General features: G+C 37.8%; 19 protein-coding genes, 1 tRNA gene and 1 pseudogene. 18 read left to right on the top strand and 3 right to left on the bottom strand.

What is annotated here, in order from left to right; translation table 11 throughout:
* Positions 1 to 7 precede the first annotated feature (7 nt).
* The 3 genes from FJ651_RS07940 to FJ651_RS07930 are packed head-to-tail and all read right to left on the bottom strand — an operon-like array spanning position 8 to position 1,777.
* Positions 8 to 802: a sulfite exporter TauE/SafE family protein gene (locus FJ651_RS07940; RefSeq protein ID WP_140989976.1), complete on the bottom strand. Its 795-nt coding sequence runs from the start codon at positions 800 to 802 to the stop codon at positions 8 to 10.
* Positions 802 to 1,215 carry a DUF6691 family protein gene (locus FJ651_RS07935; RefSeq protein ID WP_140989975.1) on the bottom strand — a complete coding sequence of 138 codons (414 nt, stop codon included), beginning with the start codon at positions 1,213 to 1,215 and terminating at the stop codon, positions 802 to 804. The genes FJ651_RS07940 and FJ651_RS07935 overlap by 1 nt, the downstream gene beginning before the upstream one ends.
* Before the next feature lie 4 nt (positions 1,216 to 1,219).
* A complete protein-coding gene (locus FJ651_RS07930) occupies positions 1,220 to 1,777 on the bottom strand; it encodes a YeeE/YedE family protein (RefSeq protein WP_140990138.1) in 558 nt (185 codons plus the stop codon).
* A 186-nt stretch (positions 1,778 to 1,963) separates the two neighbouring features.
* Here FJ651_RS07930 and FJ651_RS07925 point away from each other — a divergent pair, with 186 nt between their 5' ends.
* From FJ651_RS07925 to FJ651_RS07840, 18 genes and pseudogenes are all read left to right on the top strand, one after another.
* The gene (locus FJ651_RS07925) at positions 1,964 to 2,281 is read left to right on the top strand and encodes a GIY-YIG nuclease family protein (RefSeq protein ID WP_140989974.1); all 318 of its coding nucleotides are present in this window, start codon (positions 1,964 to 1,966) and stop codon (positions 2,279 to 2,281) included.
* Entirely contained in the window at positions 2,278 to 2,538 is a 261-nt protein-coding gene (locus tag FJ651_RS07920; RefSeq protein ID WP_140989973.1) for a GIY-YIG nuclease family protein, read from the top strand. The genes FJ651_RS07925 and FJ651_RS07920 overlap by 4 nt, the downstream gene beginning before the upstream one ends.
* A tRNA-Arg gene (locus tag FJ651_RS07915) sits at positions 2,516 to 2,589 on the top strand. Before FJ651_RS07920 ends, FJ651_RS07915 begins: the two co-directional genes overlap by 23 nt.
* Positions 2,590 to 3,225: 636 nt before the next feature.
* Positions 3,226 to 3,864: a type IV toxin-antitoxin system AbiEi family antitoxin domain-containing protein gene (locus FJ651_RS07910; protein ID WP_140989972.1), complete on the top strand. Its 639-nt coding sequence runs from the start codon at positions 3,226 to 3,228 to the stop codon at positions 3,862 to 3,864.
* Positions 3,861 to 4,718 carry a nucleotidyl transferase AbiEii/AbiGii toxin family protein gene (locus FJ651_RS07905; protein ID WP_140989971.1) on the top strand — a complete coding sequence of 286 codons (858 nt, stop codon included), beginning with the start codon at positions 3,861 to 3,863 and terminating at the stop codon, positions 4,716 to 4,718. The genes FJ651_RS07910 and FJ651_RS07905 overlap by 4 nt, the downstream gene beginning before the upstream one ends.
* 521 nt (positions 4,719 to 5,239) lie before the next feature.
* Positions 5,240 to 7,765, top strand: a complete 2,526-nt coding sequence (locus FJ651_RS07900; protein WP_140989970.1) for a DEAD/DEAH box helicase family protein — start codon at positions 5,240 to 5,242, stop codon at positions 7,763 to 7,765.
* Between the two features lie 305 nt (positions 7,766 to 8,070).
* Positions 8,071 to 10,464, top strand: coding sequence for an EcoAI/FtnUII family type I restriction enzme subunit R (gene hsdR / locus FJ651_RS07895; protein ID WP_140989969.1), 2,394 nt, complete (start codon positions 8,071 to 8,073; stop codon positions 10,462 to 10,464).
* Positions 10,464 to 12,605 carry a GmrSD restriction endonuclease domain-containing protein gene (locus FJ651_RS07890; protein WP_140989968.1) on the top strand — a complete coding sequence of 714 codons (2,142 nt, stop codon included), beginning with the start codon at positions 10,464 to 10,466 and terminating at the stop codon, positions 12,603 to 12,605. Before hsdR ends, FJ651_RS07890 begins: the two co-directional genes overlap by 1 nt.
* 11 nt (positions 12,606 to 12,616) lie before the next feature.
* Positions 12,617 to 14,053, top strand: coding sequence for a class I SAM-dependent DNA methyltransferase (locus tag FJ651_RS07885; RefSeq protein WP_140989967.1), 1,437 nt, complete (start codon positions 12,617 to 12,619; stop codon positions 14,051 to 14,053).
* The gene (locus FJ651_RS07880) at positions 14,050 to 15,396 is read left to right on the top strand and encodes a restriction endonuclease subunit S (RefSeq protein ID WP_140989966.1); all 1,347 of its coding nucleotides are present in this window, start codon (positions 14,050 to 14,052) and stop codon (positions 15,394 to 15,396) included. Before FJ651_RS07885 ends, FJ651_RS07880 begins: the two co-directional genes overlap by 4 nt.
* Positions 15,393 to 15,776, top strand: coding sequence for a hypothetical protein (locus FJ651_RS07875; RefSeq protein ID WP_140989965.1), 384 nt, complete (start codon positions 15,393 to 15,395; stop codon positions 15,774 to 15,776). The genes FJ651_RS07880 and FJ651_RS07875 overlap by 4 nt, the downstream gene beginning before the upstream one ends.
* Positions 15,777 to 15,785: 9 nt before the next feature.
* Positions 15,786 to 16,670, top strand: a complete 885-nt coding sequence (locus FJ651_RS07870) for a DUF488 domain-containing protein (RefSeq protein WP_140989964.1) — start codon at positions 15,786 to 15,788, stop codon at positions 16,668 to 16,670.
* Position 16,671: 1 nt separating this feature from the next.
* Positions 16,672 to 17,499, top strand: a complete 828-nt coding sequence (locus FJ651_RS07865) for a hypothetical protein (protein WP_140989963.1) — start codon at positions 16,672 to 16,674, stop codon at positions 17,497 to 17,499.
* Positions 17,500 to 17,609: 110 nt separating this feature from the next.
* Positions 17,610 to 18,005, top strand: a complete 396-nt coding sequence (locus FJ651_RS07860) for a DNA-binding protein (protein ID WP_140989962.1) — start codon at positions 17,610 to 17,612, stop codon at positions 18,003 to 18,005.
* Between the two features lie 7 nt (positions 18,006 to 18,012).
* Positions 18,013 to 18,081: pseudogene (locus FJ651_RS15865) on the top strand (topoisomerase DNA-binding C4 zinc finger domain-containing protein); the annotation flags it as partial.
* 237 nt (positions 18,082 to 18,318) lie between these two features.
* Positions 18,319 to 18,534 carry a helix-turn-helix domain-containing protein gene (locus FJ651_RS07850; RefSeq protein ID WP_140989961.1) on the top strand — a complete coding sequence of 72 codons (216 nt, stop codon included), beginning with the start codon at positions 18,319 to 18,321 and terminating at the stop codon, positions 18,532 to 18,534.
* On the top strand, positions 18,534 to 18,863 hold the full coding sequence (locus FJ651_RS07845; protein ID WP_140989960.1) for a HipA N-terminal domain-containing protein: 330 nt from the start codon (positions 18,534 to 18,536) through the stop codon (positions 18,861 to 18,863). The genes FJ651_RS07850 and FJ651_RS07845 overlap by 1 nt, the downstream gene beginning before the upstream one ends.
* On the top strand, positions 18,860 to 19,846 hold the full coding sequence (locus tag FJ651_RS07840) for a type II toxin-antitoxin system HipA family toxin (protein ID WP_140989959.1): 987 nt from the start codon (positions 18,860 to 18,862) through the stop codon (positions 19,844 to 19,846). Before FJ651_RS07845 ends, FJ651_RS07840 begins: the two co-directional genes overlap by 4 nt.
* Positions 19,847 to 20,524 lie beyond the last annotated feature (678 nt).

Here is a 20,524-nt window from a genome sequence, read left to right as displayed (position 1 = left end):
TACAAGCTTATTGTAGTTCTTTGTAAATAATGTAGATAGCCATGATAAGTGTAAACCAGCCAAAACCTTTTTTAAGGTGTTTACTTTGAATGTATTTAGAAAGTATACCTCCAATTAAAATACCTAAAATGGTAATGCCCGAAAAAATGAGTAAAAAGGTCCAATCGATCTCTAATGTTTTTACATCGCCGGTAAAACCAATTAACGAATTGATGGTAATGATGATCAGCGATGTGCCAACCGCTTTTTTCATGGGTAATTTGGCCCAAAGCACCAATGCCGGAACGTATAAAAATCCGCCACCTGCGCCAATAATTCCTGTAACAGTTCCAATAATGAGTCCTTGAATAAAAGTTTTATAATAAGGTTGAACGGTGTTGCTAATTACTGCGTTGTCTTTTTTATTTTTAATCATCGAGTAAGATGCCATGAGCATGACGATGGCAAAAAAGGTCATGATAGCGGCATCTCTGGTAAGTTGAAAATCTTGAATATTGAAGAAAACTTCCGGTAAATTAGGTACCAGAAAACGTCTTGAAAGGTAAACCGCAATAAAAGATGGAAACGAAAAGGCGAGTCCTATTTTTAAATCCGCCAATCCTTTTCGCAATTTCTGAATAGATCCAAACAATGAAGACGAACCTACCACAAAGAGAGAATAAGCTGTTGCAGTTACGGGGTTATATCCTAAAATATACACCAGCAAAGGCACGGTTAAAATTGAGCCGCCGCCGCCAATCAGTCCAAGTATGAGCCCTACTATTAAGGCGCCGGCATAGCCTAAAATTTCGATGACATCCATTAATGTGGTAATTTATGTTTTAGTAATCCGTAGCAAAACGTACCTAATAATGCAGCCGCTATTACAATCAGCATCGTGAAGGTGCCCGTGCCAACCAAAATATACATGGGTCCCGGACAAGCACCGCACAAGGCCCAACCCAGGCCAAAAATAGTGCCGCCAATGAGGACGCTCTTAATATTTTTTTCTTTTTCAGGCGCTTTGATAACCGAACCATTACTGTTTTTAATTTTCGACTTTTTAGTAATCAATAACAATATAGCGCCTGTAATTACAGCAGAACCTATGATGCCATACATGTGGAAGGATTGAAACTTAAACATTTCGTAAATTCTGTACCATGATACAGCCTCAGATTTTGTTAAAACAATTCCGAAGAAAATACCAACCAATAAATATTTTAGATATTTCATGAGTTTAGAAAATTAAGGGAAAAATAAAGTGAATCATTACCAATCCGCCAATAAAAAATCCAATAACGGCCACAAGCGAAATCCATTGCAAACTACTCAAACCGGTAATGGCATGACCCGAAGTGCAACCGCCGGCATAACGTGTGCCGAAGCCTACTAAAAAGCCGCCAATAATTAATATGGCCAATCCTTTAATGCTTAGCACCTGATTCCAATCAAACAATTCAGGAGGTAAAATGCTATTGCCGGCATTGCTGAAACCCAAATTTTCCAGTTGGCTTACAGTTGTGGGGTTGAGGTTGATATTGATAGGGTTAGAGAGAAAAAAAACTGCGATAAAACCACCAATTACGGCACCTAAAACTACCATTAAGTTCCATTTTTGAGTGCGCCAATCAAATTTGAAATAGTCTGAAAATTTATGAGCACCGCCCATGGTACAAAAAGTTCTAAGGTTCGAAGACATGCCAAAAGTTTGTCCAAAATAAAGCAGTAAAAACATCACAATGGCAATAAGCGGACCGCTAACATACCAGGGCCACGGATTTAAAATGAGTTCAATCATTATAAAGAGATAAGTGTTTTGCGTTGCAAAAGTAAACATTTTGAATTTTGAATAAATTCTTTGGCGGTAGTTCTATAAAAATAGTATATTTGCACCCACAAAAATAAGGCCTCGTGGCGCAATTGAATACCTGCCTGCCGGCCCGCCTGACCGGCAGGCAGGCAGGCAGGGCGCATCGGAGTTATGAAATATTATGTTTACGTTCTAGAAAGTACAAAAGATGGAAGGCTTTATAAAGGTCATACCAATAGGCTTGAAGAACGGTTAAAAGAGCATAACAGTGGTAAAACAAGTTCCACAAAAGGTTATAGACCTTGGGTTTTGGTATATCACGAAGAATACGATTCAGAAAGAGAAGCGATTGAAAGGGAAAAATATTTCAAGACTGGCTCTGGAAGGGAGTATTTGAAAAATAAAATAAGGCCTCGTGGCGCAATTGAATACCTGCCTGCCGGCCCGCCTGACCGGCAGGCAGGCAGGCAGGGCGCATCGGAGTTATGAAATATTATGTTTACGTTCTAGAAAGTACAAAAGATGGAAGGCTTTATAAAGGTCATACCAATAGGCTTGAAGAACGGTTAAAAGAGCATAACAGTGGTAAAACAAGTTCCACAAAAGGTTATAGACCTTGGGTTTTGGTATATCACGAAGAATATGATTCAGAAAGAGAAGCGATTGAAAGGGAAAAATATTTCAAGACTGGCTCTGGAAGAGAGTATTTGAAAAATAAAATAAGGCCTCGTGGCGCAATTGAATAGCGCATCTGATTACGGCTCAGAAGGTTACAGGTTTGAATCCTGTCGAGGTCACTTAATGCAGAAAGTCCGCTCTGAAAAGAGCGGATTTTTTATTTTAAGAAGGGATGAAAAGCCTCAGCTTTTCAATCCCGTATGAAAATAAAAAACCGACGGCCAAAGCCGGCGGACTTTCTATCTTCACGAGTGAGTTTTTTCAGGATCAACAAGGTTAACCCTGTCGAGGTCACGAATAAATAGTTCAAATAAAAAAACGCCAAGCTTGCTTGAGCGTTTTTTTATTTGAACTATTTTCAAAGCGGAGCTTTGTCAGGATGCGCGGAGCGAATCCTGATTCGTGATTGTAAACACGATAACTTAATAATAGGGGCCAAGCTTGCTTGAGCGTTTTTTTATTTGAACTATTTTCAAAGCGGAGCTTTGTCAGGATGCGCGGAGCGACTCCTGATTCGTGATTGTAATCATGATAACTTAATAATAGGGGCCAAGCTTGCTTGAGCGTTTTTTTATTTGAACTATTTTCAAAGCGGAGCTTTGTCAGGATGCGCGGAGCGAATCCTGATTCGTGATTCTAATTTTGAGCAGATAATCGGATTAATTCCGATTATCTGTTTGTATTTTCACATTTAATTGCTATTTTTACATTAGTTAATCGGATATTTTCCGATTATTAGATATAATAATGACAATATGGATTTTAGAACAATCGTAAAGGAATATGCTGAAGCGCCTATATCTAGGCATTTGATTTTAGAATTGCTAAGTGATTATCAGAGTCCAAACGATAAAATTAGTGAGCTACTTAAGAGCAAAGAGCTTATTTCAATTAGAAGAGGACTCTATATAACAGGACCTAAAATGGACCTACCAACACCGGAACCTTTTCTAATAGCCAATCATCTTAGGGGGCCGAGTTATGTGTCATTAGAGTCCGCATTATCTTATTGGAACATGATACCTGAAAGAGCTTATGAAATAAGTTCGGTAACTATAAAAACTTCAAAGTTATATAAAACGCCTATTGGCCGATTTAGTTACCAACAATTAAAGACGCCTTATTATTCTTATGGAATTAAGAACATTGCCTATTCACCTAAGCAAACCATGTTAGTTGCCTCTCCTGAAAAAGCTTTATGTGATAAAGTTGTACTAACACCCAAAATTTATCTTAGAAGTATTAAGGAAACGCGAGAATTTTTAATGCAAGATCTTCGGATGGATAGTGAGGTATTAAAAACATTAGACACCAAAGTGATGGAATTATGGCTTGAAAATGCCCCAAAAAAAAGTAGTCTAGAATTGATTATTAAAACCTTGAAAGCATTATGATAAAAGACTGGATAGCCGAATATAATCCTAAAAATGAGGAAGAAATAGTAGCTGCACTACGAGAAATCATGCAAGAAATTACTTTAGCCGGTTTATCAAGAACCGATTTTTTTGAGAAAGCAGCTTTTTATGGTGGAACCGCTCTCCACATTTTTTATGGATTGGATAGATATTCAGAAGATTTGGATTTTTCTTTACTTAAACCTGATTTAAATTTTTCAATTAAGCCCTATTTCAAAGCTATTCAGGATGAATTTAAGTCATTAGGACTAACGGTGAGTATTACCGAAAAGAAAAAAACCAACCAAAAAACTATTGATTCTGCCTTTTTAAAAGCTGAAACAATATGGCAAGAAATTGTACTGGTAGATATCATCAAGGAAACTGGAGTGCGTTCTAACAAGACTTTGAAAATAAAAATAAAAGTTGATCGACAGCCTCCATTGAATTTCAGAACCGAAGAAAAGTTATTACTCCGTCCATTTTCTTTTTACGTGAAATGTTTTACGCAACCAAGCTTATTTGCAGGTAAAATGCATGCCCTGCTATTTAGGAAGTGGAAAGAAAGAGTTAAAGGAAGAGATTGGTACGATTTAGAATGGTATATCAAAAAAGGAATTCCTTTAGATGTAAATCATTTCCTGTCTAGAGCAAAAGACACAAACGACTGGCAAGATGATAGTATTTCTAATGAACAGATTATTGGGCTATTAGAGGCCAAAATCAACTCAGTTTCTTTTAGTAGTATTAAAGAGGATGTTGTTCGATTTATTCAAAATGACGATGGTTTAAATATTTGGAGCCCTGAATATTTCAAAGATTTAATAAAGCACATTAAATTTGAGAATAATTGATTTTAGTAAAAAGGTCAATAATGGCCAAAGCCGGCGGACTTTCTATCTTCACGAGTGAGTTTTTTCAGGATCAACACGGTTAATCCTGTCAACATTAAATTTTCCTCAAAATACGCAGCATATTTTTTTGCTTTCAAGTTATAAGTGCCGTAAAGTCTCAACTCTTAACTTGGTAGCTAATATGCCTTAAATGCTTAGTTGGTATGATCTGCGTACAACAAACAATCTTAATACTTAATACTCCAATCTTAATACTATTTTTTCTAAATTACGGAATCCCGTAAAAAACCCTCACCCAACCACCCTATGTTTGTAACCAACACCGGCCGCAATTAACAAATTTATTTTTTAAGCGGTTGATTGTTAGGTTTTATGAGGGGATTTGTTATATTTGAAAACAGTTAAAAAAAACTAGCTTGGGCATATCCTGTAAAGTTGGCACAAAACCATGAAACTTGTTCAGGATATAAACAAGTTAGGCACAATTTTAAAAAAACAACAACGAACAACAAAAATATATAATGGTTGACTTTAAAAAAAGGCTTAATAAATTAGCCATCGACAAGAAAACTAATCCTACTGAGATTTACGACTCTTTGGACAGAAGAAGTATTGCGGGTCCATTAAGACCTGCTCAAAATAAAATCTTGGAAGAATGGTTTGAATCCCACGTAAATCAAAAGGACTTAATTGTTAAACTTCATACAGGTGAGGGCAAAACATTAATAGGACTATTAATCCTTCAGTCTCATATAAATTCAGGACAAGGGTCTTGTCTATATGTTTGCCCAAATAAATACTTAGTACAACAAGCACAAAAAGACGCTAAAAAATTTGGGATAAGTTATTGCACATTTGAACAAGATGGTTCAATACCGAACGACTTTATAGATGGAAAGAAAATACTAATAGCCCACGTCCAAAAAGTTTTTAATGGCAAAACGGTATTTGGAATTGGTAATGATTATATTCCCGTTAGTTCTATAATTTTAGATGATTCACACGCTTGTATTGATTCAATTAAAGATTCCTTTACAATTAATCTTGACAAGAATCACTCAATTTACAAGCAAATAATTGAACTATTTAAAGACAGTTTAATTGAGCAAGGTCAAGGAACTTTCTTGGAAATTGAGAATGGTGATTACAATTCTTTTTTGCCAATTCCGTATTGGAGTTGGATAGAAAAGTCAGATGAGATATTAAATATTTTATCTGAATCAAGAGAAGAAACAGAATTAGCATTTGCCTGGCCTTTTATAAAGGACAATATAAAAAATTGCCAAGCTTTTATATCTGGTAAAAACATTGAGATAGCACCTATCCACATCCCAATTGAAAAATTTACTTTCTTCGATAAAGCTAAACAAAGAATCCTTATGTCAGCTACAACACAGGATGATTCATTTTTTATAAAAGGTTTAGGTTTCAATATTGAATCAGTTAAGAATCCACTAACAAATCCTGAGCAAATTTGGTCGGGTGAAAAAATGTTATTAATGCCTTCACTCATTGATGAAACACTAGACCAGAATACTATAGTCAATGCTCTAGCGAAGCCAAAAAAAAAGACGTATGGAGTTGTTGCTTTAGTTTCCTCTTTCGCAAAAACAGAACTTTATTACAACCTTGGTTCATTGGTTCCAAAATCAGAACAGATTGGAGCTGTTGTTGACCATCTTAAAAAAGGAAATTATGAACAAACTGTAGTCTTTGCTAATAGATACGATGGCATTGATTTGCCTGATGAAAGTTGTAGAATATTGATTGTCGATGGCAAGCCATTTTTTCATTCACTTTCTGATAGATACGAGGAAGCTAATAGAATTAATAGTGATTCAATTAATATCAAAGTTGCTCAAAAAATTGAACAAGGTTTAGGCAGAAGTGTAAGAGGAGAAAAAGATTATTGCATAATATTTTTGATAGGAAGTGACCTTGTAAAGTTTATTAAAAGTAGTAGGACAAATAAGTATTTTTCTTCTCAGACCAAGAAACAACTCGAGATTGGACTTGAGATAGCGGAAATGGCAGTTGAAGAGCTTTCTGATAAAAATGAGCCAATGGATGCTATGAAATCTTTGATGAAGCAACTCCTACAAAGAGATGAGGGTTGGAAAGAGTTTTACAAAGAAGAAATGAATAAAATAACGCCAAACCATAACAATAGTACAATATATGAAACATTCGTTTTAGAGAGGAAAGCTGCCGTTTCAAACTATGCAGGGGATTATGAAAAGGCTTGTGAATCAATTCAAAAAATCATTGACAATTATTGCAATGATGACAGTGAACGAGGGTGGTATTTACAAATACTGGCTAGATACAAGTATTTAGATTCAAAGGTAGATTCAAACGCGTTGCAAAAATCAGCTTTTTTAAAGAATAACGAACTTCTCAAACCCAAAGAGGGAATTAACTACAAAAAACTTGAGTATATAAATGAAAACAGGATACAAAGAATATTACAGTATCTAAGAAATTATCCTAATTATCAAGATTTGATGTTAAATATCGAAGGTGTTCTGGGAGATTTGGAATTTGGAACATCAGCTGAAAAGTTTGAGTCTGCATTTAAAGAATTAGGATTAATGCTAGGTTTTTTAAGTGAACGCCCTGACAAAGAATTTAAAAAAGGACCAGATAATTTATGGTGTGGTGTGAGTAATCAATATTTTATTTTTGAATGTAAAAGCGAGGTAAATATTGACAGACAAGAAATTAATAAACACGAAGCAGGGCAAATGAATACACATTGTGCTTGGTTTGAAGGTCAATATGGACAATCGACAGTAAAAAGAATCTTGATTATTCCTACCAAAAACCTTTCTTATCACGGGGATTTTACACACGAAGTTGAAATTATGAGAAGGAATACGCTCAAGAATTTACGTCAGAATGTTAAGTCGTTTTTTAAAGAATTTAGCAAATACGAAATACAATCAATGACAGATGATACAATACAAGAATTCCTGAATACTCATAAACTTGATATTGAGTCTTTAAAGACATTGTATTCAGAGAAATATTACAAGAAACAGAAATAAAAACTGTGCCTAACAGCACCTACCCAAAAGTGGCGGTTCAGTGGTTAAATCAAGCTTTGAGCTTCTATCAAAGTTTGTGCTTGGTTGACAGTGAAGTGCTTCGAAATCGCCACCTTCGGGTAGCTGCAAAACATTAAAAAAAACTCACTTTACGGAATCCCGTAAAACCACCACAGCCCATTTACTTATCTTTAGCCACAACAACCAACAAACTGTTAGCCTAACCCACTAAAAAGCAAAGTAGTTGTTTTATATTTAAGCTTTGGGTGGTATATTTGAAAACAAGATATTGAATCTGTGTATCAATGAATAAAAAGAGTCTTTCTGAAAGAGATATTTGTACCAAGTACATCACACCGGCTATTGAAAAAGCAGGCTGGGACAGGCTAACGCAGCTCCTTGAGGAAGTTTCTTTTACAAATGGAAAAATATATGTGCGTGGTAAATTAACCGCCAGAGGTGCCAGAAAGCGTGCCGACTATATTCTTTATTACAAACCCAATATTCCCATTGCGCTTATTGAAGCAAAAGATAACAACCATTCTGTAAGAGCTGGTATTCAACAAGCATTAGATTACGCCAATATACTAGATATTCCATTTGTTTTTAGCAGTAACGGAGATGGGTTTTTATTCCACGATAAAACAGCAGATAATGACCCAATAGAAACAGAGTTAGATTTAGAGAATTTTCCTTCTCCGGAAACATTGTGGCTAAAGTTTAACCAGTTTAGGGGCATTGTTACCAAAGAAGCCGAAAAAGTAGTATCTCAGGATTATTACTTTGACGGTAGCGGTCGAAGTCCGAGATATTATCAACAAATTGCCATTAATCGGGCGGTTGAGGCTATAGCCAAAGGACAAAACAGAATTCTTTTGGTAATGGCAACAGGTACCGGCAAAACTTACACGGCTTTTCAAATAATTCACCGCTTATGGAAAAGTGGTAAGAAAAAAAGAATCCTGTTTTTGGCTGACCGCAATGCCTTAATCGACCAAACACGACGAGGCGACTTTAAACATTTTAAAGATAAAATGACGGTAGTAAAGCACCGTATGATCGACAAAAGCTATGAAGTGTATTTGGCTTTGTATCAAGGTTTGTCGGGTGCTGATGAAGAAGCGAATGCTTATAAACAATTTTCACCTGAGTTTTTTGATTTAATAGTAATTGACGAGTGCCACAGAGGCAGCGCCAAAGAAGACAGTGCCTGGAGAGAAATTCTCAACTACTTTAAAAAAGCAACACATATAGGCCTAACCGCCACACCTAAAGAAACTAATGAAGTTTCGAACAGTGAATATTTTGGAGACCCAATATACACCTATTCATTAAAACAAGGTATTGATGATGGCTTTCTGGCGCCGTACAGGGTTGTAAGAGTTAACTTAAATATAGACGCCGAAGGATGGCGACCCGAACAAGGCAAAAAAGACAAAGATGGCCAAGAGGTTGAAGACCGCGTTTATAACCGCAAAGACTTTGACAGACATTTGGTAATTGAAGAACGCACGCAAGCAGTGGCAAGAAAACTAACCGAGTTTTTAAAAGGCTACGACCGCTTTGCAAAGACCATTATATTCTGTACCGATATTGACCATGCCGAACGCATGCGCACAGCCTTATCAAATCTCAATGCAGATTTGGTAGCACAAAATCACAAATACGTCATGCAAATTACAGGTGATAATGATGAAGGAAAAAGAGAACTGGATAATTTCATCAATCCCGAAGAAACCTATCCTGTGATTGCCACCACTTCTGAACTGATGACCACTGGTGTTGATGCTCAGACTTGTAAAGTCATAGTGCTGGATGCCGAAATAAAGTCCATGACCAAGTTTAAACAGATTGTAGGTAGAGGCACCCGAATCAATGAAGAGTTCGGAAAGATGTATTTTACCATTCTCGACTTTAGAAACGTAACAGATCTTTTTGCGGATAAAGACTTTGATGGCGACCCAATTCGTATTAAGCCGGTTACAGAAGAAACCGACTTGAGCAACATTGTGGATGAAGAAGAAAACCAAGCTACTCCACTTATTGATGAAATAACCGGACAGGAAATTATAATTGAACCTGAAATCCGCTACCCTGAACCGCAAACTCCAACAGACAAAGTTAAAGAACCCAGAGAAAAAGTTTATGTCAACGGTGTAGATGTTTCAGTTTTAATAAGCCGTGAAATGTATTTCGACAACAACGGCAAACCTATTACAGCCAGTTTAAAAGACCACACCAAAGAATTAATAAAAGGTCAATATGCTTCATTAGATGAATTTCTGAACCGTTGGAACAGTACAGACAAAAAAGAGGTCATCATCAAAGAATTGGAAGACCAAGGTGTGTTGGTGGAAGCCTTGAGAGATGCGGTAAACCGTGAAGTGGATTTGTTCGACCTGATTTGCCATGTGGCATTTGAACAACCACCGCTAACCCGAAAAGAAAGAGCCAACAACGTAAAGAAACGTGATTACTTCACCAAATATGGCGAACAAGCCCGAAAGGTGTTGGAAACGCTACTGGATAAATATGCAGATGAAGGTGTTACTAACATTGAAAGCATGGACATTTTGAAGGTGAAACCACTTACCGACTATGGTTCGCCTTTAGAAATCATCAAGCAGTTTGGCAGCAAGGCTAAATACTTGGAAGCAGTAAAAGAATTAGAACAAGAGTTATATAAAACAGGAGCTTAATGAAAATTGGACAGATACTAGATAAGATAGATGATCGGCAAATATTCGTACCGGCCTTTCAACGAGAATATGTTTGGAAAAGGTATGACGCAAAAAACCTTATTAGCTCCTTGATCAAAGAATATCCTACTGGCACAATGCTAACTTGGGAAACAAATAATCCACCTGAATTAAAGGGGGATTATGTGTACGAAGAAACAAAAGGAACCGTAAAAATTATTCTAGATGGGCAGCAGCGAATTACAACGCTTTATATGCTCATGCGTGGAGAAATCCCCCCTTACTATACTCCGGAAGAAATTGAGAACGATATCCGAAATCTTCATGTGAATCTCGAAACATTGGAGCTCGAGTATTACAAAATCAAAACCATGGAGAACAATCCTTTATGGGTTAACATAACGGATATCTTTTTGGGCGGAATAAGCACACGTGATATTACGGATGCTTTAGAGCACAAATTGGGAGTAGATAGATTACCAAAGGAGCAAGAAAAGATTATTTCAGATAATTTTCGGGCAATTGAAAGAATAGAGGACAAAGACTTTTTAGAGCAAATAATCCCAGTTCGTGCGTCCATTAAGGAAGCTATTGATATTTTTTATATCGTGAACTCCAGTGGAGTAAATCTAACGGATGCTGAACTTGCTTTAGCTCAGATTTCAGGCTACTGGCCACAGGCTAGAGAGTTATTCAAGAAAAAGCTACAAGAATTAGAGAAACAAGGTTGGGTATTTAAGTTAGACTTTTTAGTCTATGCAATTCTTGCGGCTGTTCACCAAATGGGCTCTAAAATGGAGAAATTACACGGAGCAGAAAATAAAGCTAACGTACAGGAAGCTTGGAGACGACTTGATGGTGAAGTTCTTGATTATGTATGCAATCTCTTGAAAAGTCAAGCTTATGTTGACCATTCTGATGAAATCAACTCTATTTATGCGTTGATTCCCATTATTCTTTACGTTTACCAAAAACCCTCACCCAAACTTTCAGAAGAAGAAATAAAAAAGATTGTCCAGTGGTTCTATTACACTCAAATCAGATATCGCTATGTGGGGCAGCTTCCACAAAAATTGGATAAAGACCTAAAAATAATCAAAGAAAACCCAACTCCATTTGAAACACTCTTAGCCTTGATAGCCGAAGAGAGGCCCCTGGAAATTAAACCTTCTGAATTTGTTGGTAGAGATATCCGTCACCCGCTTTTCTCGCTGATGCGTTGGTATTTCAAAAGTAAGGGAGCAATTTGTTTTGGGACTGGATTTTCCCTACGAAAGAATATGGGCAAAAAGTATGGCCTTGAGCGTGACCATATTTTTGCATACTCCGTTCTTCGAGACTGTGGTCACTTTGATATGAATAATCAATTTGACTATCAATTAGCACAAGAAATTACGAATAGGGCGATACTTACCCAAGTCGAAAACAGGGAGAAGTCAGCAGAATTTGCAGACGCCTATTTATCGAAGGTCCAAAAACAATTCCCAACAGCCCTTAAACTTCAGTGTATCCCAGAAGATCCTGAATTATGGAAAGTCGAAAATTTTCATTCCTTTCTAGAAGCCAGAAGAAAAATTCTCGCAGGGGAGCTTAACGAGTATTTAAATAACATTTCAATCGGCTTTAGTAAAGTTTCAACTACCGTTGACCTTTTGGATATGATTGCCTCTGGGGAGCATGGCTATTTAGAATTTAAATCTTCCATGCGATGGAATTGGAGGGAAAATCATCAAGACAAAAAAATGGAGGAAATTATCCTTAAAACGGTAGCTGCTTTTAGCAACAAGGATGGGGGTAAGCTAATAATTGGGGTAACAGATGAAGGAGAGGTTATTGGTTTAGAACCTGACTATGGAACCCTCAAAGAGCCTAACAAGGATCATTTTGAATTGCACTTAAAGAACCTTGTAAATAGTGCATTTGGAAAAGAGTTTGGAGCCTCAAGTCTTGATATTCGTTTCCCAATAGTCGCTGACACCGAAATCTGTGAAATTGATATCAAAGCTGGCAACAAACCGCTTTACGTTGAGGTAGCTGATAAATCTGGCAATAAATCCAAAAAGTTCTATATCCGCAGTGGTAACAGCTCTCAGGAACTGGATATAGAAGAAACCGCATCATTTATTTCAAAACGTTTTTAAAAATACTTTTAATGGCAAACCTAAAAGGAATCATAGACAGCATCCGCAAAATCATGTGGCAAGACACCGGGCTAAACGGTGATGCGCAGCGCATAGAACAGTTAGGATGGATGCTGTTTCTCAAAATATTCTCCGACAAAGACAAAGAACTGGAAGTACTCAATGACGAATACGTAAGTCCCATTCCTGATGAACTGCATTGGGAAGCCTGGGCAGGTGATGACGAAGGCATGACGGGTGACGAGCTGCAACAGTTCGTCGACCAGAAGTTATTCCCCACACTCAAAAACCTGAAAGTGGGCATGAGTGATGATTTGGCGAACAAACGGGCTTTGATTGTGCGTGAGGTGTTTGAAGGCAACAACAACTACATGAAAAGCGGCATCAACATCCGCAAGGTGTTGAACAAGCTCAACGAAATTGACTTTAACATTGCCAAAGACCGCCATGCTTTTGGTGAACTCTACGAAACCATTTTAAAGGAGCTGCAAAGTGCGGGTAAAAGTGGCGAGTTCTACACACCCAGAGCCATTACCGAGTTTATCTGTGAAATGATCAATCCGCAATTGGGTGAAAAGATTTTGGACCCGAGCTGCGGAACAGGTGGTTATTTAACGGCTGCCATTGAGCATTTAAAAACCCAGGCCAACAGCGTAGAAGAACGGGAAAGCATTGCCAAAAACATCATTGGCTGGGAATACAAACCGCTTCCGTATTTGCTGGCGACTACCAACTTGATTTTGCACGACATGGAAGTGCCCAACATCAGCTTCCGTGATAGTTTGGACCAGCCGCTAAGCAACTACACCGAGAAAAACCGAGTAAACGCCATTTTAGCGAACCCACCTTTTGGGGGAATTGTGGCCAACAACAACGAAAACAACTTTCCGCAGAACTACCGCACCAAGGAAAGTGCCGACCTCTTTTTGGTCTTGATGATTCACTTGCTGAAAAATGGCGGACGAGCAGGCATTGTCTTGCCGGATGGCTCCCTGACCGGTGATGGCGTAAAGCAACGGGTGCGTCAACGGCTGTTGGAAGAATGCAACCTGCACACCATTATCCGTTTGCCCAACTCCGTGTTTCAGCCCTATGCCACGGTAGCCACAAACCTCCTGTTTTTTACCAAAGGCAGACCTTCCAAAGAAGTGTGGTATTACGAACACCGCCTGCCCGAAGGTCAAAAAGCTTATAGCAAAACAAGACCATTGGGTATTCAAGAGTTTGACCCGATTAAAGCCTGGTGGAAAGACCGCAAGGAAAGCGAGCTAAGCTGGAAAGTGGACATCCAAACCATCATTGACCGCAACTACGATTTGGATATTAAAAACCCCACCAAGCAGGAAGAAGAAATCATCCAATCCAGTGCGGAATTGATGGAGATGCTGGACCAAAGCTTTAACAAAAGCCATGATTTGTTGATGAAACTAAAGGAAGCAGTTCAATGATTTGGAAGACTGAAACATTTGGTTCCTTGCTAACCGAAAGCCGCATCCCTTGTGAGAATCCGGACATTGAAAAGAGGATTCGAGTTAAACTGAATGTTCAAGGTGTAGAAAAGCGACCTGTTGGAGCAGAGAAGGAAGGAGCTACAAAACAGTTTATTAGGAAGGCTGGACAATTTATCTACGGAAAACAAAATTTTCACAAGGGGGCATTTGGAGTAATTCCAGAAGAATTAGATGGCTTTGAAACGAGCGCAGATATTCCTAGTTTTGATGTACGTGAAGATTGTTTACCTGAATGGATTTACTATTTCTTCAAGGCTGGAAATAGATATTTAGAATTAACGGAGTATGCCAGAGGAGTTGGTTCTCAACGAATACATCCTAAGCAATTGCAGAATTTAGAAATTCCTTTGCCTTCAATTGAATTCCAAAGAAAAATTATAGAAGAATTAGTAATAATTGAGAAGGATGAAATCTCGACCGAACTCACCCACCAACTCGATTTAGTAAAGCAACTCCGCCAGGCCTTTTTGCGGGAAGCCATGCAAGGGAAGTTGGTGCCACAGGATGAAAAAGATGAACCTGCTTCAGAGCTTTTAGAAAAAATTAAAGCCGAAAAAGAACGCTTGATTCAAGAGAAAAAAATCAAGAAGCAAAAACCACTGCCACCCATCACCGCAGAGGAAATTCCTTTTGAAATACCTGAGAATTGGGTTTGGTGTAGGTTGGGGGAATTGGCAAGTATTGTAAGAGGCGGTTCGCCAAGACCAGCTGGCGACCCAAGATATTATGGTGGAAATATTCCTTTTTTAAAAGTTGGTGATTTAACAGGATATGAAGGTAAGTTTTGTGATACTCACACTTACACAATAAAAGAAGAAGGATTGTACAAAACTCGCTTTGTTGAGGCAAATACCTTGATGTTAACTAATAGTGGCGCAACCCTTGGTGTTCCAAGAATATGCACGTTCCCAACAACTTTTAATGATGGGATAGCTGCTTTTCTTGGTATAGATAAACTTAATAAAGAGTTCTTATTCTATTTTTTAAGAGAAAAAAGTGATTTCTTCTTGTCAGAAGCATCTAGGGGTCAAGGTCAACCTAACTTAAACACGGATATTATTTCGTTTACCCTAATTGGTCTACCGCCAGTTAATGAACAACAACGCATAGTCGCCAAGCTGGATGAGTTGATGCAGTATTGTGATGAATTGGAGGCAAGCATTAAAGAAAGTCAGCAGCAAAATGAGTTGCTTTTGCAGCAGGTGTTACGGGAGGCGTTGGAGCCCTCCTACGCTGAAGCTCCGGAGGGCAAGCCGAAGGAAAAGGAGGTTGTGAGATGAAAGAAAATGATAAAATAAAACTACTATTTGAAAAATTAATTGCTTCAGAAAAACATTTATTTCCTGTAAAAGGAAAAGTTAATCGTACTACCAAACATGGTGTATATGTTATCTATAGCCCATTAAATGAAGTTCTGCATGTTGGCCGCACCACATACGGAAAAAATGGGTTAAATGGTCGTCTTAGCAATCACATTACTAAGGCCGGTGTTTTTTACAGAGAATACTTGAAACGACATAACATTGAAATGCGCGGAGCATACTTTTTTCAGTATATTGAGATTTCAGACTCTAGGCAAAGAGCATTACTTGAAGCATTGACGGCCGGTAAGCTCTGTCCAGTGCATATAGGTATTGGGATACAGAAAAATAAAAAGTAACTTTGCAACGTGTTTTACAGAAGAAAAATCATATTAGCCTTACTTGAATTACTTGGTGGCGAGGTAGAAAAACTACGCTTTCAAAAACTACTGTTTTTGTATGCCATGAAAAAGCCAAACCCAGAGTACGATTTTGTGCCGTATAAGTTTGGTTGTTATTCTTATTCAGCCAAGGCAGATATGAATACCATGGTAAAAAGAGGTTATTTATTAGAAACCGAAAATAAATACAACAAAACAGATACATCAAATTACTTACAAAAACTCAAGCCTGCAGATGCAAAGTTTTTACAACAAGTAATTGCAGATTATGGGCAAATGAATAGCAATGCCCTTATTAAACACACGTATTTAAATTTTCCTTTTTATGCCATTAAGAGTACCATTGCTAAAGAAGTATTAACGGGAAAGCTTTACGAACGTGTGGAAAAGGCAACGCCCAAAGACCAAGAAATTACATTATTTACAATAGGCTATGAAGGCGTTTCCTTAGAAATGTATTTGCAAAAGCTTGTAAAAAACAATGTAAAGCTGCTTGTGGATGTTCGTAAAAATCCGTTGAGCATGAAATTTGGTTTTAGTAAAACCTTATTAAAACGTTATTGCAACAGCTTAGATATTGAATATTTACATATACCTGAAGTAGGTATCAACTCAGATAAACGACAACAATTAGAGTCTCAATCTGATTATGACAGGTTATTTGCCGATTATTGCAAAACAACCTTGTTAGAAACAACAAATTTGCAGGTTGAAATTGTAAAATTATTACAACAGCATAAACGTATAGCGCTTACGTGCTTTGAAGCAGAACCTTGTCAGTGTCATCGGTCGCATTTGGCATTATCTATTAGTAAATTACCTAATTTTAAGTATGCTTTAATTCACTTATAGTATGCCACGTCATAAGGTTTTGCTTACAGTTACTACTTATCCACTACCTTCCCGTAGTTATGATGAGCTGGTTTGTACAGCAGGTATTTTGGAAAATGGCGATTGGATTAGGATTTATCCGGTACCATTAAGCTTCTTGCTCGGACAAAGACAATCGGGTAAGATGCAATCCTTTAAATACACTTGGATGGAATTGGATTTAAACCCTAGGTCAGATGATTTTAGACCGGAAAGTTTTTCGCCAAAAAATTATGATTTTCGAGACTTAAGCCTATTTGACCAAATTGACACTAAAAATAATTGGTCGTTAAGAAAAGAAATATGCTTAAAAAATGTATTCACAAATCTAGATGCACTAATTGAATTATCGAAGGCTCCTACAAATAAGTCTCTGGCTACATTTAAACCAACGACAATTGAACGTTTAGAAATAGTAGAAGATGACCCAGAGTGGAAAAATGAATGGAAGGAACTTCGTAAACAGGGTGATTTGTTTTCACAAGATAAGGATCCAGAAATATTAATTCCGAAACTTCCTTATAAATTTTACTATCGCTTTAAAGATGACTCTGGAAAATCAAGTCGATTAATGATTGAAGATTGGGAAATCGGTGCACTATATTGGAAATGCTTGAAGGCATCGGAAGGAGATGAAAAACAGGCATTAGAAAAAGTACGTCAGCGCTTTGAATATGAATTTATCAATAAAAAAGAGATATATTTCTTTTTAGGTACGACCCGACAATGGCATATGCGACGGTCAAAGAACCCTTTTGTAATTATAGGAATATTTTATCCTAAAAAGGAGATACAATTAAAATTATTTTAAACAAACACGTCGCTTACCAACCAAGTTTTACAAGAATAACATTTACCGGCCTAATCTCCATAGCCACGTATTCAAAAATTCCGTAACTTGCCGCTAAACCCTAACCACTAATGATACGCTTAATAAGTTGGGCGGTATGGTTGTGTTGCTTGAGTGTAGCGGCACAACCGGCCCCAACAACCGGCAATACTTCTAAATGCACGGCCAATGGGTATAACGCCCAAGACTATGTGGGGCAACGCATTACCGTGTGCGGTTATGTGGCGCAGGTAAGCACCATAGAAAGCATTAACGGCGTGCCCACCTATATAAACATGGGCGGTAAATATCCAAACCATAGTTTTACCGCAGTGATCTGGAAAAAAAACATCTTAAGCTTTGAAGGCGCCAACCTGCAAGACTACTCGCACCAACTGGTGGCCATTACCGGCGAGGTAGTGCTTTATAAGGGCAAACCCCAAATAACGGTTTATACTCCCAAACAAATAGAAGTAATAGCGCTTTAAGCGTCGCGGCACCCATGGCAACTTTTTAGGCTGTACCAATTATCCAAAATGCAATCATACCATTAAATTGCAATGAGCAAACCCAGAGCTTGCAAAGTCTGCTGTCTTCGCAACAAGATGAAACCTTAATCTTAACGCCATATATCTCAAACAATAGTTAACGACTATTCACCAGTAAAAGTGTATTTTAGAGCACTATGTACTTACCAAGCCTATCATCCTAACATCAAAAACACTAAAAAGAGTATTATAAAGCACTTTTTGTTGTTTATTCACTAAATTTTAATATATTTGCATTAAAAAGAGCAATACAATGCACTTCGAAAGTATCATAAAGCAAATAAAAGCAAGGAGAGAAGACCTTCAAGTAACGCAAGTCATGCTCGCAGATTTGTCTGGTGTATCGTTGCGCGCTTTGAAGCAGTTTGAAAGCGGCAAAGGAAACCCAACACTGGAAACCTTGTCAAAATTAGCAGGGGCAATGGGGATGGAAGTGCGTTTGCAAGTGAAAATACCTCAAGTTAAATAATGAGAAAGGCGAAGGTCATCTATAAAAATGAATGGGCGGGAACGCTTATTCAAAACAGCAAAGGAAGTTTCGAATTTTCTTATAATCAATCATGGGTTAACGATACTTCAAAACCTCCAGTGAGTTTAACACTTCCCAAACAAAAGGAGCCATTTTGTTCTGAGTACTTGTTTCCTTTCTTCTATAACATGTTGCCCGAGGGTACCAATAAGCAAACGGTATGTTTTAATTTACGAATAGACGAAGACGATTACTTTGGTATATTAATGGCTACGGCAAAATCAGATGCGATAGGGGCAGTTAGGATTGTAAATATGGAAGAATCATGAAAATGCCAACAATTAAAAACTGTCCGGGAACTCTTGCTGAAGGGTACAGTACTTACAGTCGGACTGCATTGAAGCGCGTTTTCGAAGGTAAAAAAGTAAGCCATGTGCTTCCTTATGCGGCACCTAATTCAGATGAAGAAACAGATAAGCTATTTGTCGATAACCGCAAACGGCTTTCCATATCGGGTGTTCAGGAAAAGTTTTCTGTTTTACTCGATAAAAACAAACTCCGTCTTATAAAAGAAGGAGAGCAGGGAACCTATATATTAAAACCTATTCCCGGAGCAAGAAAAAATCCAGATCAAATGCCAGCTAACGAACATGTAACGATGCAAATTGCCAGGCAGGTATTTGGAATTGAAACCGCAGAAAACGCTATGATCTTTTTTGAAAATGGCGCACCAGCTTATATCACTAAACGATTTGATGTTCGTGACGATAAAACCAAATGGGCACAAGAAGATTTTGCCACATTAGCGGGCCTGACACCACAAACTCATGGGGACAATTATAAATACGAGGGAAATTACTTGTATTTGTTTCATTTGCTGCAGAAGTATGTACCAGCCTATCAAGTAGAGGCTCCAAAGCTATTTCGTCTTATATTATTTAATTATTTGATGTCGAATGGAGATGCACATTACAAGAATTTCTCATTAATAGAAACCTCTTTTGGTGACTTTAAGTTAAGTCCTGCCTATGATTTGCTAAACAGTCGTATGCATATTGACGATAGAGATTTTGCTCTAAGCGAAGGCTTACTTCCCTCAACGGACGCAAAAGGCAAAGTACACGAACAATTCATTATACTTGGAAAAAAAGCAGGTATTCCAAAAAACCAAATTGATAAAACGATAGCACTGTTAACCAGTAAGGAAGAAGAAGTGAAACAACGCATTCAAAATTCTTATTTATCTGAAAGGTTTAAACGAAATTATGAACAAGCCTATTTAACGCGATTAAATAAACTAACCAGATTATAAGCTACGAATACTCAGCATATGAGCACACAGAACAAGTTTCGCAAGTCGTTTTGGAACAACACCGCTTTCCGAAGTCTGTGACTTCGGAGTAAACATAGTTAATAAAATACTCTAAAACCTTCTGCCATCTCCCGAAGGCACACCTATAGGTCAAAAACAAGGCGCTAGGCTATGACAAAAACCCTACCAACCAAAGTCGTTCGTATTTCTGTGAAATCTGTGAGAATCTGTGATTAATAATACACTCTAAGTTCGACAATTTAAAACTCAAAACACATAACTCAAAAACCTTGGCCCCCTTCAGAGCAAGAAGCTAACCAAGCGAAAGTCTCTACGCAAAGATTGTCAAATCTAATTCCGCCTAAGCGGAAGGCGCTGTCGGCAGTATAGCAAACAAAAGGCGTTAAAAAGTTTTGAAGCCTTGGAGAAACTTTAGCCTTTTGTTTGCGGTTTCTTTAGTGCCCGAGCACTAAAGAAAATACCTTCGACGGCGAAAGGCTTTTTTGTTACTTTTTTGGCCCTCAAAAAAGTAAATAGAAATAAAATTACCAATTCGTTATAGCATTTCAATCGATAGCTCTGATAGCCTTGTTACATCCTATTACACAACTCCCGCTCTGCCAAGTCCGTGACACTGCTTTCCGAAGTCTGTGACTTCGGAGCAAACATAGTTAATAA

The organism is Paucihalobacter ruber, assembly GCF_006494535.1.
In the GTDB taxonomy this organism is placed as follows: domain Bacteria; phylum Bacteroidota; class Bacteroidia; order Flavobacteriales; family Flavobacteriaceae; genus Paucihalobacter; species Paucihalobacter ruber.
Note: the sequence above shows the minus strand (reverse complement) of the source record. Positions and strands in the feature narration are given on the sequence as shown.